Genomic DNA, 18,039 nt, shown 5'->3' with positions numbered 1-18,039 from the left:
CGAGATATCAACACGATTGGCAAAAGGGAAAAACACGCAACGACTCCTTACGAAGAAAAAGAAGGCTATAAATGGGAGTCAGCGTCACGAGCAATGGCAGAGCGGCTGCAAGAACAAATGGCAAACGTGATTTCGGTGTGTGACCGCGAAGCAGACATTTACGAATATTTGCAATACAAACTGGCCGAGCAGCAACGATTTGTCGTGCGCTCGATGCAAAGCCGTCATATTGAAGAAGGTGAGGATAAGCTCTATGCGTTTGCAAGCGAGCTGAAAAGTGCAGGCACCAAACAAATCCAGATTGCACAAAAAGGAGGAAGAAAAGCCCGTAGCGCAACATTGGATATCACCTATGCACCAGTAACGCTCAAAGCACCTTACAATAAGAAAGGAGAATCCCTCCCAGTTTACTATGTCGGGTGTACAGAGCGAGGAAACTCTAAAAACGACCTAAGCTGGCACCTATTAAGCAGTGAGCCAGTCACTAGCAAAGAAGACGCCTTAGCCATCATCACATATTATGAGCACCGTTGGCTTGTTGAGGAATACCATAAAGTCTGGAAGAGTGATGGCACAGATATCGAAAGTTTACGCCTGCAAAGCCAAGAAAACATGGAAAGGTTGGTGACGATAAATGGTTTTATTGCTACACGAATATTGCAACTAAAGTTCGCCAATGAGCTACCAGACTCGCCAAGTTGTGAACAACTGTTATCTCCCAAAGCATGGAAGCTATTATGGTTAAAGAGAATAAAAACCCCCTTGCCTGAAACCACCCCAAATATGTCATGGGCATATGAAGAGCTGGCAAAGCTAGGAGGCTGGAAAGATACCAAGCGCACAGGGCGTGCATCGGTCAGCGTGTTATGGCAAGGATGGCTTAAATTACAAGCCATCCTAGAAGGCTACGATTTAGCTAAATCTCTTGAGTCAGACTTGTGATCAAGAGACAGCTTTAAAGCGGCTTTTTATTATGCAGAAAAGGTGCTGTAAATTAACACTCGATGATATTAACCGCTAAGCCACCGCGAGCGGTTTCTTTGTATTTCGTTTTCATATCATTACCTGTGTCGAGCATGGTTTTAATTACCTTATCAAGGGTCACTTTTTGCTCGCCAGAACCACGCATTGCAAGGCGTGACGCATTAATTGCTTTAATTGAGCCCATCGCATTACGTTCAATACACGGTACTTGCACAAGACCGCCAACCGGGTCACAGGTTAAGCCTAGGTTGTGCTCCATGCCGATTTCAGCAGCGTTTTCAACCTGTACTACATTACCACCCATGATTTCAGTTAGTGCACCCGCTGCCATTGAGCAGGCAACGCCCACTTCACCTTGGCAACCTACTTCAGCACCCGAAATTGACGCGTTCTTTTTATATAAAATACCAATTGCTGCCGCCGTTAATAAGTAACGTGTTGCGATATCACGATCTACTTCTTTAATGAAAGTGTGATAATACATTAATACCGCTGGCAAAATACCTGCAGCACCATTGGTTGGTGCGGTAACAACACGGCCGCCGGCAGCGTTCTCTTCGTTTACTGCAAGGGCAAATAAATCAACCCAATCCATAGCACGTAATGGGTCGTTGTTTACCTCAATATTTAATTTAAGGTGTAAACTAGGGGCGCGACGCTTTACCTTTAACCCGCCTGGTAAGATACCTTCTGTACGCATACCACGTTCAATACAGGCCTTCATTACTTGCCAAATATTAAACAGCTCATCTTTGATGTCTTTTTCGCTGCGCAGGGTTTTTTCGTTGTGCATCATAAGCGTTGATACACTGAACCCTGACTCACGGCATAGCTCTAACAACTCTTTTGCCGTGTTAAACGGATAAGGTGCTGGGTTTTCTTCGCGGATTTCGAGTGCTTTTTGTTTTTCGTTCTCGAACTCATCATCACTGACTATAAAGCCGCCACCGATTGAGTAATACACTTTACTGAATAACTTTTCGCCATTTTGGCTGGCAATGATTTCCATTGCATTTGAATGTTTTGGTAATGTTTTACGACGATGAAATACAATCGCACCTTGCTTCGGAAAGTTGGCTTTATGGCTTTGGTTTAAATAAATAACCTGTTCTTTTTCGATTTTTGCGAGGATATCGTCGACTAAATCAGCATCAATGGTTTCTGGATCATAACCGGCAAGGCCTAAGATCACAGCTTTACCAGAGCCATGGCCAATACCTGTTTGACCGAGTGAGCCAAATAGCTCAACTTTAATATCGGTGACGTTTGCAAGTAAGTTTTTTTCTTCTAGTTCGTTTACAAATAAACGCGAAGCGCGCATTGGGCCAACAGTGTGAGATGACGATGGGCCAATACCAATACTAAACATATCGAATGCACTGATCATAATTTGCTACTCATTTTTCTATTAACGGCATACTACCTGCCTTTGAACGGTGCCACATGATAACGTTTAAACGTGCCTGTGTAACCCTAAAAGCAGGATAATTAAACTGGTAGGGCGAGCTGTTTTATAAAGTTATTAATTATGCTCGCTGTTGCTCCCCAAAGCAGTCCGTGGGGGGTCATCAAACCTTGCAAAGTAATGGTTTTGCCATTTCTCTGAAAGGGGAGGGGTTGCCAATTTTGTTGATTACTTAAATAAGATAAGGGCAGTAAAAAGCTGGCAGCAACTTCGTTGGGATCTGCTTGCCACGTTGTGCCTTCACTAAGCACACACACAAAAGGCTCAATAGTGAAACCGGTTAGGGTCGCGTACTGATGTAATTTACCGTGGACAGTCACTTGATGTGTGCCAATATTAAGCTCTTCATTGAGCTCTCGAAGGGCGGTGTGCATTAACGTGTCATCTTGTTCTTCATACTTGCCACCCGGTAAGCAAATCTCCCCCGGGTGATGAAGTAAATAACTAGGTCGCTTGCACAGCAATAAATGCGCTTCGTCGTTAACATCAAGCAGAGGTAACATTACAGCACTGGCTCGCTTTTCGGCATTAAAGCGAATGGTCGCTGGGCGCTTCGTGGTTTGACTTAAACTAAAACGGGCAATTATTTGCTGACTATTCAAGGTAGTTACTTCAACTTTTACTTTAATAAAGGCAGTATTTTATTTACTTTATCGTAAGTTTCTTGGTACTCCAAGTCGACCTTTGAATCAGCCACAATGCCACCGCCAGCCCAGCAATAGATTGCACCTTTGTGGCACACTAAAGTACGAATTGTGATACTGGTATCCATGTTGCCACAGGCACTTAAATAGCCAATTGAGCCGCAGTACACACTACGGCGATGCGGCTCGAGCTCTTCTATGATTTCCATAGCACGAATTTTCGGCGCTCCGGTAATTGAACCACCCGGGAAAGCGGCATGAATTTGGTCAACGGCATCTTTGCCATCTGCTAACTCTGCGCGCACAGTACTTACTAAATGATGCACAGCCGGAAAGCTTTCAATGGCAAATAACGAAGGGACGGTGACACTACCTGGGCGAGCCACTTTGCCTAAATCGTTGCGCAGCAGATCAACAATCATGACATTTTCTGCGCGGTCTTTTTCTGATTGTTGTAAGCGAGTTGCTTGCGCTTGGTCTTGTTCAGAGTCAGCCAAACGAGGGAGCGTTCCTTTAATTGGCTTGGTTTCTATTTGGCCCTGATTAATCGAAATAAAACGCTCTGGTGAAATAGATAAAATAGCGCCATCAGGGTGATTTATATAGCTTGAAAACGGTGCTTTATTGGCTTCTCGAAGTTGTTTATACGCTTGCCATGTTGAACCAGAAAATTCAGCTTTAAAACGCTGTGCAAGGTTTATCTGGTAGCAGTCACCACTTTTTAAATAAGCTTGAATTTTCTCGAACTTTTCGCTGTAGCTGGCTTGACTCATGTTTGACTGCCAGTCGCTTTGTAGCGCGAACTTTGCACTTGCTGGTATTTCGTTTAGCTGCTGCTGATATAGCGCTAAGCGATTATGATTTGGCTGACAGACGTAAAACCAGCTTTGCTGTTGCTTATCATAAATAAGCGCATCTGGATAAAGGCCTACAGCCATTTGCGGCATGTTAATGTCGTTTTCGGCAGTACTTGGCATGCTTTCAATCACACGACCTAAGTCATAACCAAAATAGCCAAGCCAACCACCTGTAAAAGGCAGGTTATTTGGGTTAGCTGTATGATTAAAGTCCTGAAGGCCTTTTTTCATCAAGCTAAAACAATCACTTGATTGTGCTTTGCCGTCGACAAAGCATGTATTTTCGCGCACTTCTAATTGCTTTAATGGGGCAATAGCAATGATATCGAAGCGGCTATTTACATGCTCGCTATTGGCTGAATCGAGCAAAACGGCATGGGGCAAATGAGCAAAATGACTAAATAGCGCGATGCAATCACCACTTAAATCTAATTTAATGCACAAATTTTCATCGTTTATCATCTACATTGCCCTGAATAACTAGCCCGAAACGGGCGAGGAGGGTATCATAAGTTAAATTTGATTGGCAGCGTTATGATTTCCTTTATAGTGATGCCATGACTAACCCGTAGAGTAAATCTTCGTCACCGGTTTACTCAGGATCACGTACAGCGCTACGCGATAAAAACTTAAGGAACCCGTAATGAGTACAATTCGTCAGCAAGACTTCATTGATAGCATTGAAGATGCATTGCAATACATTTCTTTTTATCACCCTCTCGATTTCGTACAAGCCTTAGAAAAAGCTTACAACAAAGAGCAAAGCAAAGCGGCAAAAGATGCCATTGCGCAAATTTTAATTAACTCTCGTATGTCTGCTGAAGGTAAACGTCCACTGTGCCAAGATACAGGTATCATTACTTGTTTCGTAAAAGTAGGTATGGATGTTAAGTGGGATAAAACAGACATGACTGTTCAGCAAATGGTTGATGAAGGTACACGTCGCGCATACTTAAACCCAGATAACCCATTACGTGCATCAATAGTTGCAGACCCTGCTGGTACGCGTAAAAACACCAAAGACAATACTCCATCAGTTGTTCATATCGACTTAGTGCCAGGCGCTGAAGTAGAAGTAATGGTGGCAGCGAAGGGCGGCGGCTCAGAAAATAAAACGAAAATGGTTATGCTTAACCCATCTGATGATGTGGCTGCATGGGTTGAAAAAACATTACCAACAATGGGTGCGGGCTGGTGTCCACCTGGCATGCTAGGTATAGGTATTGGTGGTACTGCAGAAAAAGCTGCGGTACTTGCTAAAGAATCATTAATGGATCCGGTTGATATTCACGAGCTGATTGAGCGCGGCGCAGAAACAACTGAAGAAAAAATGCGTATCGATATCTTCGAACGTGCTAATAAATTAGGTATTGGTGCACAAGGCCTAGGTGGTTTAACAACCGTGGTTGATGTGAAAGTTAAAACGGCACCGACTCACGCAGCATCAAAACCAGTGGTTATGATCCCGAACTGTGCGGCAACTCGTCACGTTCACTTCACATTAGATGGTTCAGGCCCAGCTGATCTTAAAGCGCCTAAACTTGAAGATTGGCCAGAAGTTACGTTTGAAGTGGGTGAAGGTACACGTCGTGTTGATTTAAACACACTGACTAAAGAAGACACGCAAGAATGGAAGATGGGTGAAACGGTTCTTCTGTCTGGTACTATCTTAACGGGTCGTGATGCCGCGCATAAACGTTTACAAGATATGATCCAATCAGGTGAAGGTTTACCTGAAGGCGTTGATTTTGATAACAAGTTTATCTACTACGTTGGCCCTGTAGATGCAGTGGGTGATGAAGCCGTAGGCCCTGCTGGCCCTACAACTGCAACGCGTATGGATAAATTCACTGATATGATGTTAGAAAAAACGGGCATCATCGGTATGATTGGTAAAGCAGAGCGTGGTCCTGCAACAGTTGAATCAATCAAAAACAATAAATCTATCTACTTAATGGCAGTAGGTGGTGCAGCGTACCTTGTATCTAAAGCAATCAAGAAAGCACGTGTTGTTGCGTTCGAAGATTTAGGTATGGAAGCAATCTACGAGTTTGAAGTAGAAGATATGCCAGTAACGGTTGCTGTTGATAGTGAAGGCGCCAATGCGCATACGCAAGGCCCTGCTATTTGGAAAGCAAAAATTGAAGAACTTGATGGTAAATTAAAGTAACCATCTTGCAACTCTCTTAAAAAAACGGCGCACCTGCGCCGTTTTTTTTTTCAGCTCTGACCAGTCTCAGCTATTTCTCTAACATCTCTTTAAAAAGCCGATTTTACTTGGCTTTATTGGCACATTTTTCTTGTCACTTTTTCTTTACGCTATACTTTACCTTTACGTTCACGTAATAAAGTTTGTAATGTTAATATTTTGTTTTGAATTAACAATGCTTAATGAGTACATTGATTGGTATATTTTTTCCATAAAGTGTTAGTTTTTGAGTTGTTATTTCGGCCTGAGAACTTTGCTTAGTTTTATCATCTCATTTAGTGGCAAGGGAGCATATGAAGTGATAAAGTCTCGGCACTTTCAGCGCTCACACCCCTTAGGGTAAGAAAATTTCGGAGTATTTAACTGTGGCTGTATTTAATAAAGTCGACTTTGATAACCACGAGCAAGTGGTGTTTTGTTCAGATAAAGAATCAGGCCTAAAAGCTATTATCGCGGTTCACAATACCAAGTTAGGTCCAGCGGTTGGTGGTTGCAGAATGTGGGACTACACAACTGATGAAGATGCTGTTACTGATGCACTTCGTTTATCAAAAGGTATGACCTACAAAAATGCTGTGGCACGTTTACCATTTGGTGGCGGTAAGTCAGTGATCATCGGTAATGCTAAAGAAATTAAATCAGAGCAACTTTTCCGTGCATTTGGTCGTCAGTTAGAGCGTTTAAGCGGTAGCTACTATTCAGCTGAAGATGTAAACATCACATGTGATGATGTGGCTATCATGAATAAAGAAACTAACTATGTATTAGGCCTTGAAGGTAAAAGTGGTAACCCTTCACCGTTCACAGCATATGGTACATTCTTAGGTATTAAAGCGGCTTTACAACATCAACGAGGTCATCAAGATCTTGCTGGTATCAAAGTAGCCGTGCAAGGTTTAGGTGCAGTAGCATATGGCCTTTGTAAACACCTACATGAAGCGGGCGCAACATTATTTGTAACAGATATCAACGAACAAGCTGTTGAGCGTGTTGTAAATGACTTCAATGCAACGGCTGTGGGTATTGATGAAATCTACGACTTAGATGTTGATGTGTATGCACCATGTGCACTTGGCGCAACGGTAAATGACACGACTATCCCGCGTTTAAAAGCAACAATTATTGCAGGTTGTGCGAATAACCAATTAGCAGAGTCTCGTCACGGTGAGATCATCCGCGAAAAAGGTATCTTATACGCACCAGATTACGTAATTAACGCAGGTGGTATTATCAACGTTTATTACGAAACTGCACCAGAAGGTTACAGTGCAGAAGCATCAACGAAGCACGTTGAAGGCATTTTTGATACGCTAACAGAAATCTTTGCTCGCTCTGAAAAAGAGCAGAAGTCGACGCATTTAATTGCCGATGAACTAGCATTAGAAATCATCGAAAACGGCTTATAATTTAGTAAATCGATAAATTTACAGGTAAAAAGGTGCGCAAGTCGCACCTTTTTACCTGTTATTTATCGCATCAAGGTGACGAAGTCACGCAGGCTAGGTAAACTCGGTTTTTAAATCTCGAGGGCACCTAATGAAAACTCCATCTTGTGAAATCACACCTATTGATCTAGCTACTTGGCCTCGCAAACAGCATTTCGCTTTTTTCAAAGAATTTTCTCTGCCATATTTTAATGTGTGTGTTTCACTCGACATGGCGGCTCTTTACAACAAGTGCAAAGCAGAACCGTATTCCTTCTTTCACAGCTATGTTTACCTAACACTTGAAGCATGTCATGACTATGCACCAATGCGCCAACGTATTATTGATTCGTTACCGGTACAACTGTCATCGGTAAGAGGCAGTGTGGTCGAGCTTGCAGAAGATGAAACATTTCGCTTTAGTTATTTTGAAAAACAAGCGTCGATGGAAGATTTTTCAAAACACGCTATTGCTGTGGGTAAAACAAGTAAAGCAAAACCATTTTTCTCTGATGCATTTGCTGCAACAGAAGGGCAGCCTGACCTTATTCATATCTCAGTACTTCCATGGTTAAACTTTACCGGCTTCTCGCATGCTGTAAGTGAGGGGCATGGCCTTGGTATTCCTAAGTTTGTGTTTGGTCAGTATGACTCACAAACTGGCAAGATGCCGCTTTCAATTGATGTGCATCATGCTTTGATGGATGGCTTGCATGTGGCGCGATTTGTGAAAATACTGCAAGAAAAAATCACGAATTTTTGTAATTGATTGTTGCTAAATGTCATTAAAGTGAGTAAAAATTGCAATTAATGTAGTATTATCTGAAGTTAGGGATGACTTTGGCTTCACAGAGCTACATCACTGAATAGAACGATAATAAATATCAGGGTTTTAGTTTTATGGTGCGGGTAGTTAGTTGTATTTTTCTTTTATTGAGTTTCAGCGCTTTAGCTGATTCTGCACGCCTCTCTTTAAGTGATTACTTTACAGAGACTTGGAGCACTCGCGCCGGCCTTCCTCACAATAGCATTAATGGCGTAACGCAAACCAAAGATGGTTACATTTGGATAGCGACTTGGGAAGGGCTTGCTCGCTTTAATGGTCGCGAGTTTAAACTCTTTACTCGAACAGAAATTCCTGGCTTACCTGACTCAGGCCTACGCAGCCTGATTCCGATGGATAATGGTGATTTATATATCGTGGGTGCCCGTGGCGGTATTGCGCTTCGCTCACAAGGGCAATGGCGAGCATTACCAAGTTCATCAGCCATGGTTAACCATGCACTTGTTACTGAACAAGGTGAGCTATGGCTGGCACTTGAAGGGCAAGGCATTGTTTACCGGGCTTCTGAAACTGCCACTGAGCAAAAACTGCTTGATAAGCTAAGCGCATACCGTCTTTTACAAGACAAAACAGGGACTATTTGGGCTGCCACCAGTGATGGCCTTTATCAAATAAAGAATAAGCAAGTCAGTAAGGTCAGTGAAAACTCTGGGCTCCCTAATGCCTCTGTGTTTACCTTATTACTAACGGAGTCAGGCACATTAATTGTCGGCACCGAAAAAGGCGCATGGCAAAAGAAAAACGATAAGTTTGTTGCTATTAATCCTGTCCTTAACAACGAATCAATTGCCAGCTTACTCGAAGATGCGCAGGGCGATTTGTGGTTTGGCACCATCAATAAAGGGGTGTTCAGACTCAGCAGTTTAGGCCTTGAAAACTTAGCCGCAGATGATGGCTTACCCAACAACCGTATTTTATCTTTACTGCAAGACCGCGAAAAAAGTATTTGGGTTGGCACGAATGCCGGATTATTTCGCTTGCGTGAAGCGCCATTTACAAACTGGAGTCAAAGCCGTGGGCTTGCATCTGACTATGTGCGTACCGTGTTATCGCATTCTGATGGCAGCTTATGGGTGGGCAGTAGTAATGGCTTAAATCGTATTGAAAACGGCAAGCTCACCACCCTTATTCAAGCTTATGAAAAAGATCCGCTATCCGTATTAAGTTTAACTGAAGATAAGCAGGGCGGAGTATGGGTTGGTACTTACACTGCCGGTTTAATGAAAGTGGTCAATGGGCAAATTTATCCCGTAAAAAACCGCAGTAATGGCCTGATCAGCAACGAAGTTCGCGCTGTGTTTTTTGATAAAGCGGATAACTTATGGATTGGCACCGCCGGTGGTTTAACCAAAATAGACCCTGCTGGGCAAACTGAATTATTCACCACCGAAGATGGCTTAATTGGTGATTTTATTATGGCCCTTGTTGAGGATGATCATGGCAGGTTATGGGTCGGCACGGGAGTGGGTGTGTCCATTTATGACCCAGCTACTAAGCAATTTAAAACTCTCGAGTTTCCAAAGCAGTTCAGTACTGAGTATGCATTCGGCTTTTACTTAGATGGCGATAAAATGTGGCTTGCAACCGATAGAGGCTTAGTTCGTTACAATCTCAGTACAGATAAAATGAGCTTGTTTGGTCGAGACCAAGGTTTACCGGTCGATAAGTTGTTCCAAGTGATTGAGCAAGGTGACTCATTATGGTTGACCAGTAACCGCGGTGTTATTCAGGTGAACAAAGCTCAGTTAGTTGCACTTTTAGATAACCCTGAAAAAGTTCAACCAATGAGTGTTTCGATGCAGCTTTATGATGAAGGCGATGGCATGCTAAGCGCGCAAGCAAATGGCGGTTCAAACCCTGCTGCTGTGCTTCATTCAGATGGTCAAGTATGGGTTGCAACAGCCAAAGGCGTCGCTATTGCGACACCAGAACGCTTAAAAGAAGCCAGTAAACGCCGTTTATCGACCGTTATTGAAAGCTTTGAAGTCGATGGCAAACCCATGACTTTACCTGTTGGTAATGAGGTTTTGAGTTTACCTGCTGGTGTTTCTCGTGTTTCGTTTAATTACGCTGGGCTAAGTTTTATCATGCCTGGGCGGTTAAATTACCAAACTCAACTAAGTGGTTACAATCAACAATGGGTAGACAGGGGGCGCTTGGCCATTACCGAGTACACCAATTTACCACCAGGTAAATATACCTTTAAAGTGCGTGCAGGTTACCCAAATAGTGACTGGCAAAATAATGAGCAAGTTCTGCGTTTTAAAATTGCCCCTTATTTTTGGCAAAAAACCAGCTTTAAGTTATTTGTCTTAGTTGCTGTGCTTTTTGCTGATGCTATTTATAAATACCGCTTATATCACTATAAGCGCATCGAAATTGAGTTAACTGAAAAAGTTGAACAGCAAATGCATGATTTACAAACGCAAGCTGATGCTTTTGCTCATTTAGCGAATCATGACCAATTAACGCAATTACCGAATAGACGCGCTTTCGATATGTGGCTGTCTGAAAACTTTAATCAGTTTCAGCGTGATAATAAAACGCTTAGTATTGCCATTATGGATATTGATCACTTCAAACTCATTAATGACAACTTCTCGCACTTAATTGGTGATAAAGTGATTTGTGAAATTGCTCGTTTGCTGCGTATGAATTTTCCTGATGAAGGTTATGCGGCGCGTTGGGGCGGTGAAGAATTTACCTTGTTGTTCCCATACAAAAATGCTGAAGAAGCCGCAAGATTGTGTGAAATTATCCGTTTAGAGATAGCGGGTTATGATTTCTCAGAATTAGCAGATAGTCTTTCTGTAACGGTAAGTTTTGGTGTAGCAGATAACGCGCAGGTTACTGACTATGACCGCTTGTTAGCACATGCCGACAACGCTTTATACAATGCAAAGAATAACGGTCGAAACCAAATTTTTATTTATAATCAAGGCTGTATTACGCTCGATTAATCAGCTTTAAAAATAAAAATGTGTGTAATCAATTGATCTTTTTTTGTTTGCACACATTAAAGTATCAAGATTGTTTTTTAGGCGATAGTAATGCTTAACCTGGTTTTGATACTTTTTTTAATAATTTTTGTTGTGTGTTACTGGCGCTGGGACGATATCCGTAATCACTTTTGGCAGAAAAAATACCTTAATAACTCCCTCAATGATCAGCAAAAAAATCTGCTGTTAAAATATATGCCTATCTACCGAAAGATGACGGATGCCGATCGTGAAAAGCTGGAGCGTCACATCGTTTGGTTTTTAAATGAAAAACGCTTTATTGGTTGTGATGGTCTTAAGCTTAATGATGCAATGAAGCTGATTGTAGCGGCAGATGCCTGTATTTTAGTGCTTAATAAACCGTGGCCTCTGTATCGTAATGTAAAAGAGATCCTTTTATACCCAAGCGCGTATTATGCCCCGCAAACTTCCCGTGATAATGCTGGGCTTGTCAGTTATCACAATACCGTGCGTCAAGGTGAGTCATGGCCAGGCGGAACCTTGGTATTGAGTTGGCATGATGTCCTTGAGGGAAACCGCTTACCAAGTGATGGTCATAATTTGGTATTTCATGAATTTGCCCATCAGCTCGACCAAGAAACCGGTAAAACCACGGGTACACCACTGCTTTCGAGTAACGAAGATTACCAAAAGTGGGCAAAAGTATTTAGCCGCGCGTTTAATCAACTCAAAACCCATTTAGCTTATGGCATGCCGCATGTTATTCATAGCTATGGTGCGACCAACGAGGCAGAATTTTTTGCTGTTATTACCGAAACCTTTTTAGAAAAACCCGCTGAACTCAGGCAATTTGACCCAGAAATTTATCATTTACTGGTTGGCTTTTATCAGTTTGATCCGATTGCGTGGCATTAGTCGACTATTTACGTCTGTTTAACACGAATCACTGGAATCTTGCTATGCTATTTGGTGCAATCTTAAAAGTGTGCATATAAGCAAAACAATAAAAAGTGAGATTTCAATGAAGAAAATGCTTCATACAGCGCTCGCTGTATCTATTTCACTTGCTCTAGCTGGGCAAGTGGCGGCAGCTGAGCAATCAAATGACGACAAATGGCAGGTAGACGCACCAAAAGGCCAATTCCTAGACGCTAAAATTAGTGTTGAGCAGGGCACGTGGATGAACGTAGATATTAGCCCTGATGGTAAAACAGTGGTGTTTGACCTACTCGGCGATATTTATACCATGCCAATGTCAGGTGGCACAGCAACGCAATTAACCAGTGATATTGCATGGCAAATGCAACCACGCTTTAGCCCTGATGGTAAGCACATTGCGTTTACTTCAGACCAAGGAGGTGGCGACAATATTTGGGTTATGGATTTAAATGGTGAAAACCAAAAAGCCGTAACGAACGAAACATTTCGTTTGTTAAACAGCCCAGCTTGGAGCCCTGATGGTGACTACTTAGTTGCGCGTAAGCACTTTACAGCAAGCCGCTCTCTAGGGGCTGGTGAAGTATGGCTTTACCACAAAGCGGGTGGTAAAGGTGTACAGCTAACTGCACGTGAAAACGACCAAAAAGACTTAGGCGAGCCAATGTTCTCACCTGATGGTCGTTATGTTTATTTCTCTCATGATGCAACGCCGGGTAAAACATTCCATTACTCAAAAGATTCTGTAGCGGGTATTTATAAAATTAAACGCTATGACCGTGAAACCGGTGAGATTGAAACAATTATAGATGGTATGGGTGGGGCTATTCGACCAACACCTTCACCAGATGGTAAAAAGCTTGCATATATCAAGCGCGATGATTTCCAAACAAGCTTGTACTTATATGATCTTCACACCGGTGAGCATACCAAGCTGTATGGCGAGCTTGAGCGTGATATGCAAGAGACATGGGCAATTCATGGCGTATACCCAACAATTGCTTGGACGCCAGATAACGAACAGCTGGTCTTTTGGGCGGGTGGTACCATTCATAAGCTAGATGTAGATGATAAGTCTGTCTCGACTATTCCATTTAAAGTTGAGACCAATAAGCAAATTCAAAAAGCGGTGCGTTTTACACAAAACATCGATAGCGATAATTTTGATGTGAAAATGCTGCGTAATGTACAAATTTCACCGGATGGTGAAACGGCTATATTTGAAGCGCTAGGTCATATTTATAAACGTGATTTAGAGTCTGGCAAAGTAAAGCGCCTGACTAAGCAAGACGACCACTTTGAATTATTCCCGCAGTTCTCTCGTGATGGTAAGAAGATTGTTTACACCACATGGGATGATAACGAACAGGGCTCAGTACGTGTTGTATCTGCGCGCAGTGGCCGTGGCGATACCATTACTAAAGAGCCGGGTAAATATGTAGAGCCAACTTTCAGCCCTGATGGCAAAACAGTTGTTTACCGTAAAGCGTCTGGCGGCAGTATCCTTAACCCAACATGGTCATTAGAGCCAGGCATTTACTCAGTAAGTGCTAAAGGCGGTAAAGCGACGCTAATCACTAAATCAGGATATCAGCCGCAATTTGGTGCAGCGAATGACCGTATTTATGTGATGAGCCCTTGGCCGAAACCAACATTAAGTGTTGTTGAGCTTGAATCAAAGCAAGTTCGTAAACTTTACGAATCAGAACATGCTACAGAGTTTAGAGTATCACCAGATGGCCAATACTTAGCGTTTGCAGAGCGTTTTAAAGTATTTGTAACGCCATTTGTTGAGCGTGGCAAAACCATTAATATTGGCCCGAAAGATAGCCAATTCCCAATTGAGCAGCTTTCTGTTCGCGCCGGTGAAAACATCAGCTGGAGTGGCACAAGCGATAAACTTTATTGGAGCTTAGGCCCAGAGTTATATCATGCAAGCCTAGCGGGTTTATTTGATATTAACCAAAATGCAGAGACTGACTTTAAAGTTAAAAGCGGCGACAACATCGGTTTTACAAAAACCATGGCGGAGCCTAAATCAGTATTCGCGTTAACTGGTGCGCGTATTATCACCATGAACGGTGAGCAGGTTATTGAAAACGGCGTTATTGTTACTGATGGTAAGCATATTAAAGCGGTTGGCAGTAAAGACAGTGTTGCTATTCCTAAAGGTGCAGAAGTAATTGATGTAACTGGCAAGACGATTATGCCGGGTATTGTTGATGCGCATGCGCACGGCTCGCAAGGCAGCGATGAGATCATTCCACAGCAAAACTGGAAGAACTTAGCTGGCTTAGCGTTAGGTGTGACAACGATTCACGATCCATCAAACGACACCACAGAGATTTTTGCTGCAAGTGAAATGCAAAAAGCAGGCATGATTGTCGGCCCTCGTATTTTCTCAACGGGTACCATTTTATATGGTGCAAATATGCCAGGTTATACATCGCATATTGACTCGTTAGAAGATGCTAAATTCCATCTTGAGCGTTTAAAGAAAGTAGGTGCGTTTAGTGTTAAATCATATAACCAACCTCGTCGTGAACAGCGCCAACAAGTTATTGAAGCAGGTCGTGAACTTGAAATGATGGTTGTGCCAGAAGGCGGTTCATTACTGCAGCACAACTTAACTATGGTAGTTGATGGTCATACGGGTATTGAACACTCAATTCCTGTTGCCAATATTTACGATGATATTCGCCAGCTTTGGTCTCAAAGCGATGTGGGTTATACGCCGACACTGGGTGTAGCTTACGGCGGTATTTGGGGTGAAAATTATTGGTACGACAAGACGGATGTGTGGAATCACCCACGCTTAAGTAAGTTTGTACCAAAGAATCAGCTTTTACCACGCTCAATGCGTCGTGTTAAGGCGCCCGATCACCACTATAACCACTTTAACAATGCCCGTGTTGCTAAAGAGCTGCAAGACTTGGGTGTTTTAGTAAACCTTGGTGCTCACGGTCAACGTGAAGGTTTAGCGGCGCACTGGGAAATTTGGATGTTTGCGCAAGGTGGTATGACACCACTTGAAGCAATTCGTGCAGCAACGTTAGATCCTGCTAAATACATTGGCCTTGATAACAATATCGGTTCTCTTGAGCCGGGTAAACTTGCCGATTTAATTGTTATTGACGGTAACCCGCTAACTAACATTCGTGATACAGATAAAATCGATTACACCATGATCAATGGTCGTCTATTTGATGCTGCAACCATGAACGAAGTGGGTGAGAAAAAGCGCGAAAAGTTATATTTTGAAAAAATCTAACATAGCGGAAATCTAAACTGAAAGCGGCCATTGTGCCGCTTTTTTATTGTTTATTTATTGCTTTAAATGAGGAAACTGTTTAATTCCTACTAGTTTTGCTTGGCAGATCATGCCCTCTACAAGCGTCATCAAATAGTGGCTGTGCGAGTCTAGCTGCGAGCTTTCCATGTTTTCACACGCTGATAGACGCTGTTTAATTAACTGTTGTACTGCCATTTTATGCTCTTTGCAGGCTTGATTTATCGGGCTTGCAGGATCAGCAAACTCAGCGGCAGTGTTAATAAATAAACAGCCATAAAAAAACCGCTAACGAGTAGCGGTTTTTAAAATTGCTAAGTGTAATTTGATTACACAACACCACGCGGTAAACGACAATCGTGGTCTTTTTCAGCTAGGTTAACAATCCAAAGCTCTTCAGCTTTGTAACCGTCATCGTTTGCTGTAACAACAGTGAACGATGCTTTCTTAGCTGTTTTAGCCGGTGCAGCGGTTTTAGTTTTGGTTTTTTTCGCTGGTGCTTTAGGTGCTTCTTCTGCTTTAGGCTCAGCTGTTTTACCAGAAGTGAGCTCTTCAGTCAGCGCTGCAACATCAGCAAGGCGCATATTTTTGCCACCGTCGATGCTATACCAACCAGGTTTTGTTGTGATTTCAGGTTTCTTACCATTCGCTGCTTCGTATGCTGCTTCGAAGGCATTTAACACTTCTGTTTTGTCTAGTTTGCTCATCAGAGACCCTATACGTTGTAAACACAGATTAAGAATATATATTTATACCTATTTTCAGCTTACTTTTCAATTTTTTGCGATTTTCCTTCCATTTTTCACTCATAAACGCCAAAATTTGCACAAAATAGAGGGTTGAAGGACGATTTTTATATGCAACGCAAACAATTTACTCAATTATTAAACGACATTCTTAAACCTGATTCTATCGCTGACTTTTGCCCAAATGGCTTACAAGTTGAAGGTGCGAGCGACGTAAAAAAGATAGTGACGGGTGTCACAGCTAGCCAAGCATTGATTGATGCCGCTATTGCAGAAAATGCAGATACTATTTTGGTACATCACGGCTATTTCTGGAAAGGGGAATCGCAGCCAATCACGGGCATGAAAAAGCGCCGTATTGAAGCGCTTTTAAATAATGATATTAACTTATATGGCTATCATTTACCGCTAGATATACACCCTGAAATTGGTAATAACGCGCAACTGGCTAAGTTACTCGATATTGAGTTCACAGGTGGGCTTGAATCTGGTCCAAATAGTGTGCCGGTAAAAGGCCGCTTAAAAACACCTTTAAGTGGTGAAGAATTTACCGCCAAAATAACCCAAGTTCTTAATCGTGCACCATTAACTAGTTTGGTAAGAAAAAAGAAAATCGACACCATCGCTTGGTGCACAGGTGGCGGACAAGGGTATATTGATTTAGCGGCTGCTCAAGGAATTGATGCTTATCTTACAGGTGAAGCCTCTGAGCAAACGATTCATAGTTCACGCGAGCAAGGTATCGATTTTTTTGCAGCTGGTCACCATGCGACTGAGCGTTATGGCATTAAAGCCTTAGGCGAGCTTTTAGCTGAGCAGCACGGTTTTGATGTAACGTTTATCGATATCGACAATCCAGTCTGATTGTTCTACAGCGCCTCTGGATCAATCCAGCGGCGCACACTCACCCAAGCACTGCCAATTTTCTCATGAGCGACTCTGGTCACTGCAACAAGTACTGCAATGTTAGGTATAAACTGTTTGTACGTTGGATACTGACTAAAATCTTGAAAGTCGGTTGCCGCTGGGATCACATCAATGCCTTGTGCATTAAATAAGTCTTTCGCTCGCGGCATGTGGCTTGCTGAGGTGACTAAGGCAGTTTTTTTATCGACTAAATAAATGGCAAGTCGTTTCGCTTCTTCTGCGGTATCCATAGCGAGGGAGTTTTGTTTAATTCTCGTTGCAGAAATACCTAACGCTTTTGCCGTTTCAAACATGAGCTGGCTATTGGTAGTATTGGCAAAACCGCCTCCTGATACATAGAGGGTGGCATTTGGGTAGTGGTGGGCAAGCTTAACACCTTCAAGTAATCGAGCAAGCGCGCAATCGCCTAACTGGTGGTTTGCTTGAAGGCGCGAGTTGGGCATTATAGAGCAGCCAAGTACCACAATATTATCGAGTTTAGGGTGCTTTGCTTGGTTAAATTGCCATGCAGGGTTATTGCTTGCAGCTATCAGTGACTGACCAATAAATGGCGTGCTTATCAGCATTAAAGTTAAAATACTAACAAAGCCAAAATAGAGTGCTTTGCGTTTATGTGCAATGGCTAAAAATACCATCACTAAAGTAAGCAGCCCCAGCAAAGGCAGGGGCATTAATAATGAGCCAATGATCTTTTTAATCTCAAACATGTATACCCAAGCCTCCTCAAGGTACAGAATTCAGCGTTTCACAGGTG

14 protein-coding genes are annotated in these 18,039 nt (G+C 42.6%); 8 read left to right on the top strand and 6 right to left on the bottom strand.

Annotation, left to right across the window (positions count from 1 at the left end; translation table 11 throughout):
• The coding region (locus ABMY41_RS07610) for an IS4 family transposase (RefSeq protein ID WP_349274427.1) at nt 1-942 on the top strand (942 nt) is incomplete at its 5' end.
• A 52-nt stretch (nt 943-994) separates the two neighbouring features.
• On the opposite strand, the gene ABMY41_RS07605 is transcribed toward ABMY41_RS07610, so the two are convergent.
• The 3 genes from ABMY41_RS07605 to pabB all read right to left on the bottom strand — a co-directional run bounded on the left by ABMY41_RS07605 (nt 995) and on the right by pabB (nt 4,412).
• Entirely contained in the window at nt 995-2,371 is a 1,377-nt protein-coding gene (locus ABMY41_RS07605; RefSeq protein ID WP_062566218.1) for an L-serine ammonia-lyase, read from the bottom strand.
• A 101-nt stretch (nt 2,372-2,472) separates the two neighbouring features.
• Complete coding sequence (locus ABMY41_RS07600; RefSeq protein WP_251599818.1) at nt 2,473-3,051, bottom strand: CoA pyrophosphatase; 579 nt, start codon at nt 3,049-3,051, stop codon at nt 2,473-2,475.
• A 17-nt stretch (nt 3,052-3,068) separates the two neighbouring features.
• Nucleotides 3,069-4,412: an aminodeoxychorismate synthase component I gene (gene pabB / locus ABMY41_RS07595; protein ID WP_349274426.1), complete on the bottom strand. Its 1,344-nt coding sequence runs from the start codon at nt 4,410-4,412 to the stop codon at nt 3,069-3,071.
• 181 nt (nt 4,413-4,593) lie between these two features.
• Here pabB and ABMY41_RS07590 point away from each other — a divergent pair, with 181 nt between their 5' ends.
• The 6 genes from ABMY41_RS07590 (at nt 4,594) to ABMY41_RS07565 (ending at nt 15,594) form a co-directional block, all read left to right on the top strand.
• The gene (locus ABMY41_RS07590) at nt 4,594-6,120 is read left to right on the top strand and encodes a fumarate hydratase (RefSeq protein WP_054551614.1); all 1,527 of its coding nucleotides are present in this window, start codon (nt 4,594-4,596) and stop codon (nt 6,118-6,120) included.
• A gap of 404 nt (nt 6,121-6,524) precedes the next feature.
• Complete coding sequence (locus tag ABMY41_RS07585) at nt 6,525-7,565, top strand: Glu/Leu/Phe/Val dehydrogenase (protein ID WP_055021514.1); 1,041 nt, start codon at nt 6,525-6,527, stop codon at nt 7,563-7,565.
• A 151-nt stretch (nt 7,566-7,716) separates the two neighbouring features.
• Nucleotides 7,717-8,352 (top strand): CatA-like O-acetyltransferase, encoded by a 636-nt coding sequence (locus ABMY41_RS07580; RefSeq protein WP_201024585.1) that lies wholly within the window; start codon nt 7,717-7,719, stop codon nt 8,350-8,352.
• A 131-nt stretch (nt 8,353-8,483) separates the two neighbouring features.
• A complete protein-coding gene (locus ABMY41_RS07575; protein ID WP_349274425.1) occupies nt 8,484-11,387 on the top strand; it encodes a two-component regulator propeller domain-containing protein in 2,904 nt (967 codons plus the stop codon).
• A gap of 90 nt (nt 11,388-11,477) precedes the next feature.
• On the top strand, nt 11,478-12,302 hold the full coding sequence (locus ABMY41_RS07570; protein WP_058585288.1) for a M90 family metallopeptidase: 825 nt from the start codon (nt 11,478-11,480) through the stop codon (nt 12,300-12,302).
• A gap of 106 nt (nt 12,303-12,408) precedes the next feature.
• Nucleotides 12,409-15,594 (top strand): amidohydrolase family protein, encoded by a 3,186-nt coding sequence (locus tag ABMY41_RS07565; protein WP_289098094.1) that lies wholly within the window; start codon nt 12,409-12,411, stop codon nt 15,592-15,594.
• A 54-nt stretch (nt 15,595-15,648) separates the two neighbouring features.
• Here the strand turns inward: ABMY41_RS07565 and ABMY41_RS07560 are convergent, their stop codons facing one another.
• Both ABMY41_RS07560 and ABMY41_RS07555 read right to left on the bottom strand, forming a co-directional pair.
• A complete protein-coding gene (locus ABMY41_RS07560) occupies nt 15,649-15,810 on the bottom strand; it encodes a hypothetical protein (protein ID WP_287246126.1) in 162 nt (53 codons plus the stop codon).
• A 131-nt stretch (nt 15,811-15,941) separates the two neighbouring features.
• Entirely contained in the window at nt 15,942-16,319 is a 378-nt protein-coding gene (locus ABMY41_RS07555; protein ID WP_054561783.1) for a hypothetical protein, read from the bottom strand.
• Between the two features lie 150 nt (nt 16,320-16,469).
• On the opposite strand from ABMY41_RS07555, the gene ABMY41_RS07550 reads away from it, so the two are divergent.
• Nucleotides 16,470-17,222 (top strand): Nif3-like dinuclear metal center hexameric protein, encoded by a 753-nt coding sequence (locus ABMY41_RS07550; protein ID WP_349274424.1) that lies wholly within the window; start codon nt 16,470-16,472, stop codon nt 17,220-17,222.
• 5 nt (nt 17,223-17,227) lie between these two features.
• On the opposite strand, the gene ABMY41_RS07545 is transcribed toward ABMY41_RS07550, so the two are convergent.
• Nucleotides 17,228-17,992, bottom strand: coding sequence for a YdcF family protein (locus ABMY41_RS07545; protein ID WP_349274423.1), 765 nt, complete (start codon nt 17,990-17,992; stop codon nt 17,228-17,230).
• Nucleotides 17,993-18,039: the final 47 nt, after the last annotated feature.

It is taken from the genome of Pseudoalteromonas sp. BZA4 (genome assembly GCF_040104395.1).
Lineage (GTDB): Bacteria > Pseudomonadota > Gammaproteobacteria > Enterobacterales > Alteromonadaceae > Pseudoalteromonas.
This window is presented reverse-complemented; position numbering and strand designations above follow the sequence as displayed.

Coding starts and splice junctions, on each gene's coding strand:
- ABMY41_RS07560 (WP_287246126.1), bottom strand. CDS start 15,810: ATGGCAGTACAACAGTTAATTAAACAGCGTCTATCAGCGTGTGAAAAC.
- ABMY41_RS07605 (WP_062566218.1), bottom strand. CDS start 2,371: ATGATCAGTGCATTCGATATGTTTAGTATTGGTATTGGCCCATCGTCA.
- ABMY41_RS07575 (WP_349274425.1), top strand. CDS start 8,484: ATGGTGCGGGTAGTTAGTTGTATTTTTCTTTTATTGAGTTTCAGCGCT.
- pabB (WP_349274426.1), bottom strand. CDS start 4,412: ATGATAAACGATGAAAATTTGTGCATTAAATTAGATTTAAGTGGTGAT.
- ABMY41_RS07555 (WP_054561783.1), bottom strand. CDS start 16,319: ATGAGCAAACTAGACAAAACAGAAGTGTTAAATGCCTTCGAAGCAGCA.
- ABMY41_RS07570 (WP_058585288.1), top strand. CDS start 11,478: ATGCTTAACCTGGTTTTGATACTTTTTTTAATAATTTTTGTTGTGTGT.
- ABMY41_RS07550 (WP_349274424.1), top strand. CDS start 16,470: ATGCAACGCAAACAATTTACTCAATTATTAAACGACATTCTTAAACCT.
- ABMY41_RS07545 (WP_349274423.1), bottom strand. CDS start 17,992: ATGTTTGAGATTAAAAAGATCATTGGCTCATTATTAATGCCCCTGCCT.
- ABMY41_RS07590 (WP_054551614.1), top strand. CDS start 4,594: ATGAGTACAATTCGTCAGCAAGACTTCATTGATAGCATTGAAGATGCA.
- ABMY41_RS07565 (WP_289098094.1), top strand. CDS start 12,409: ATGAAGAAAATGCTTCATACAGCGCTCGCTGTATCTATTTCACTTGCT.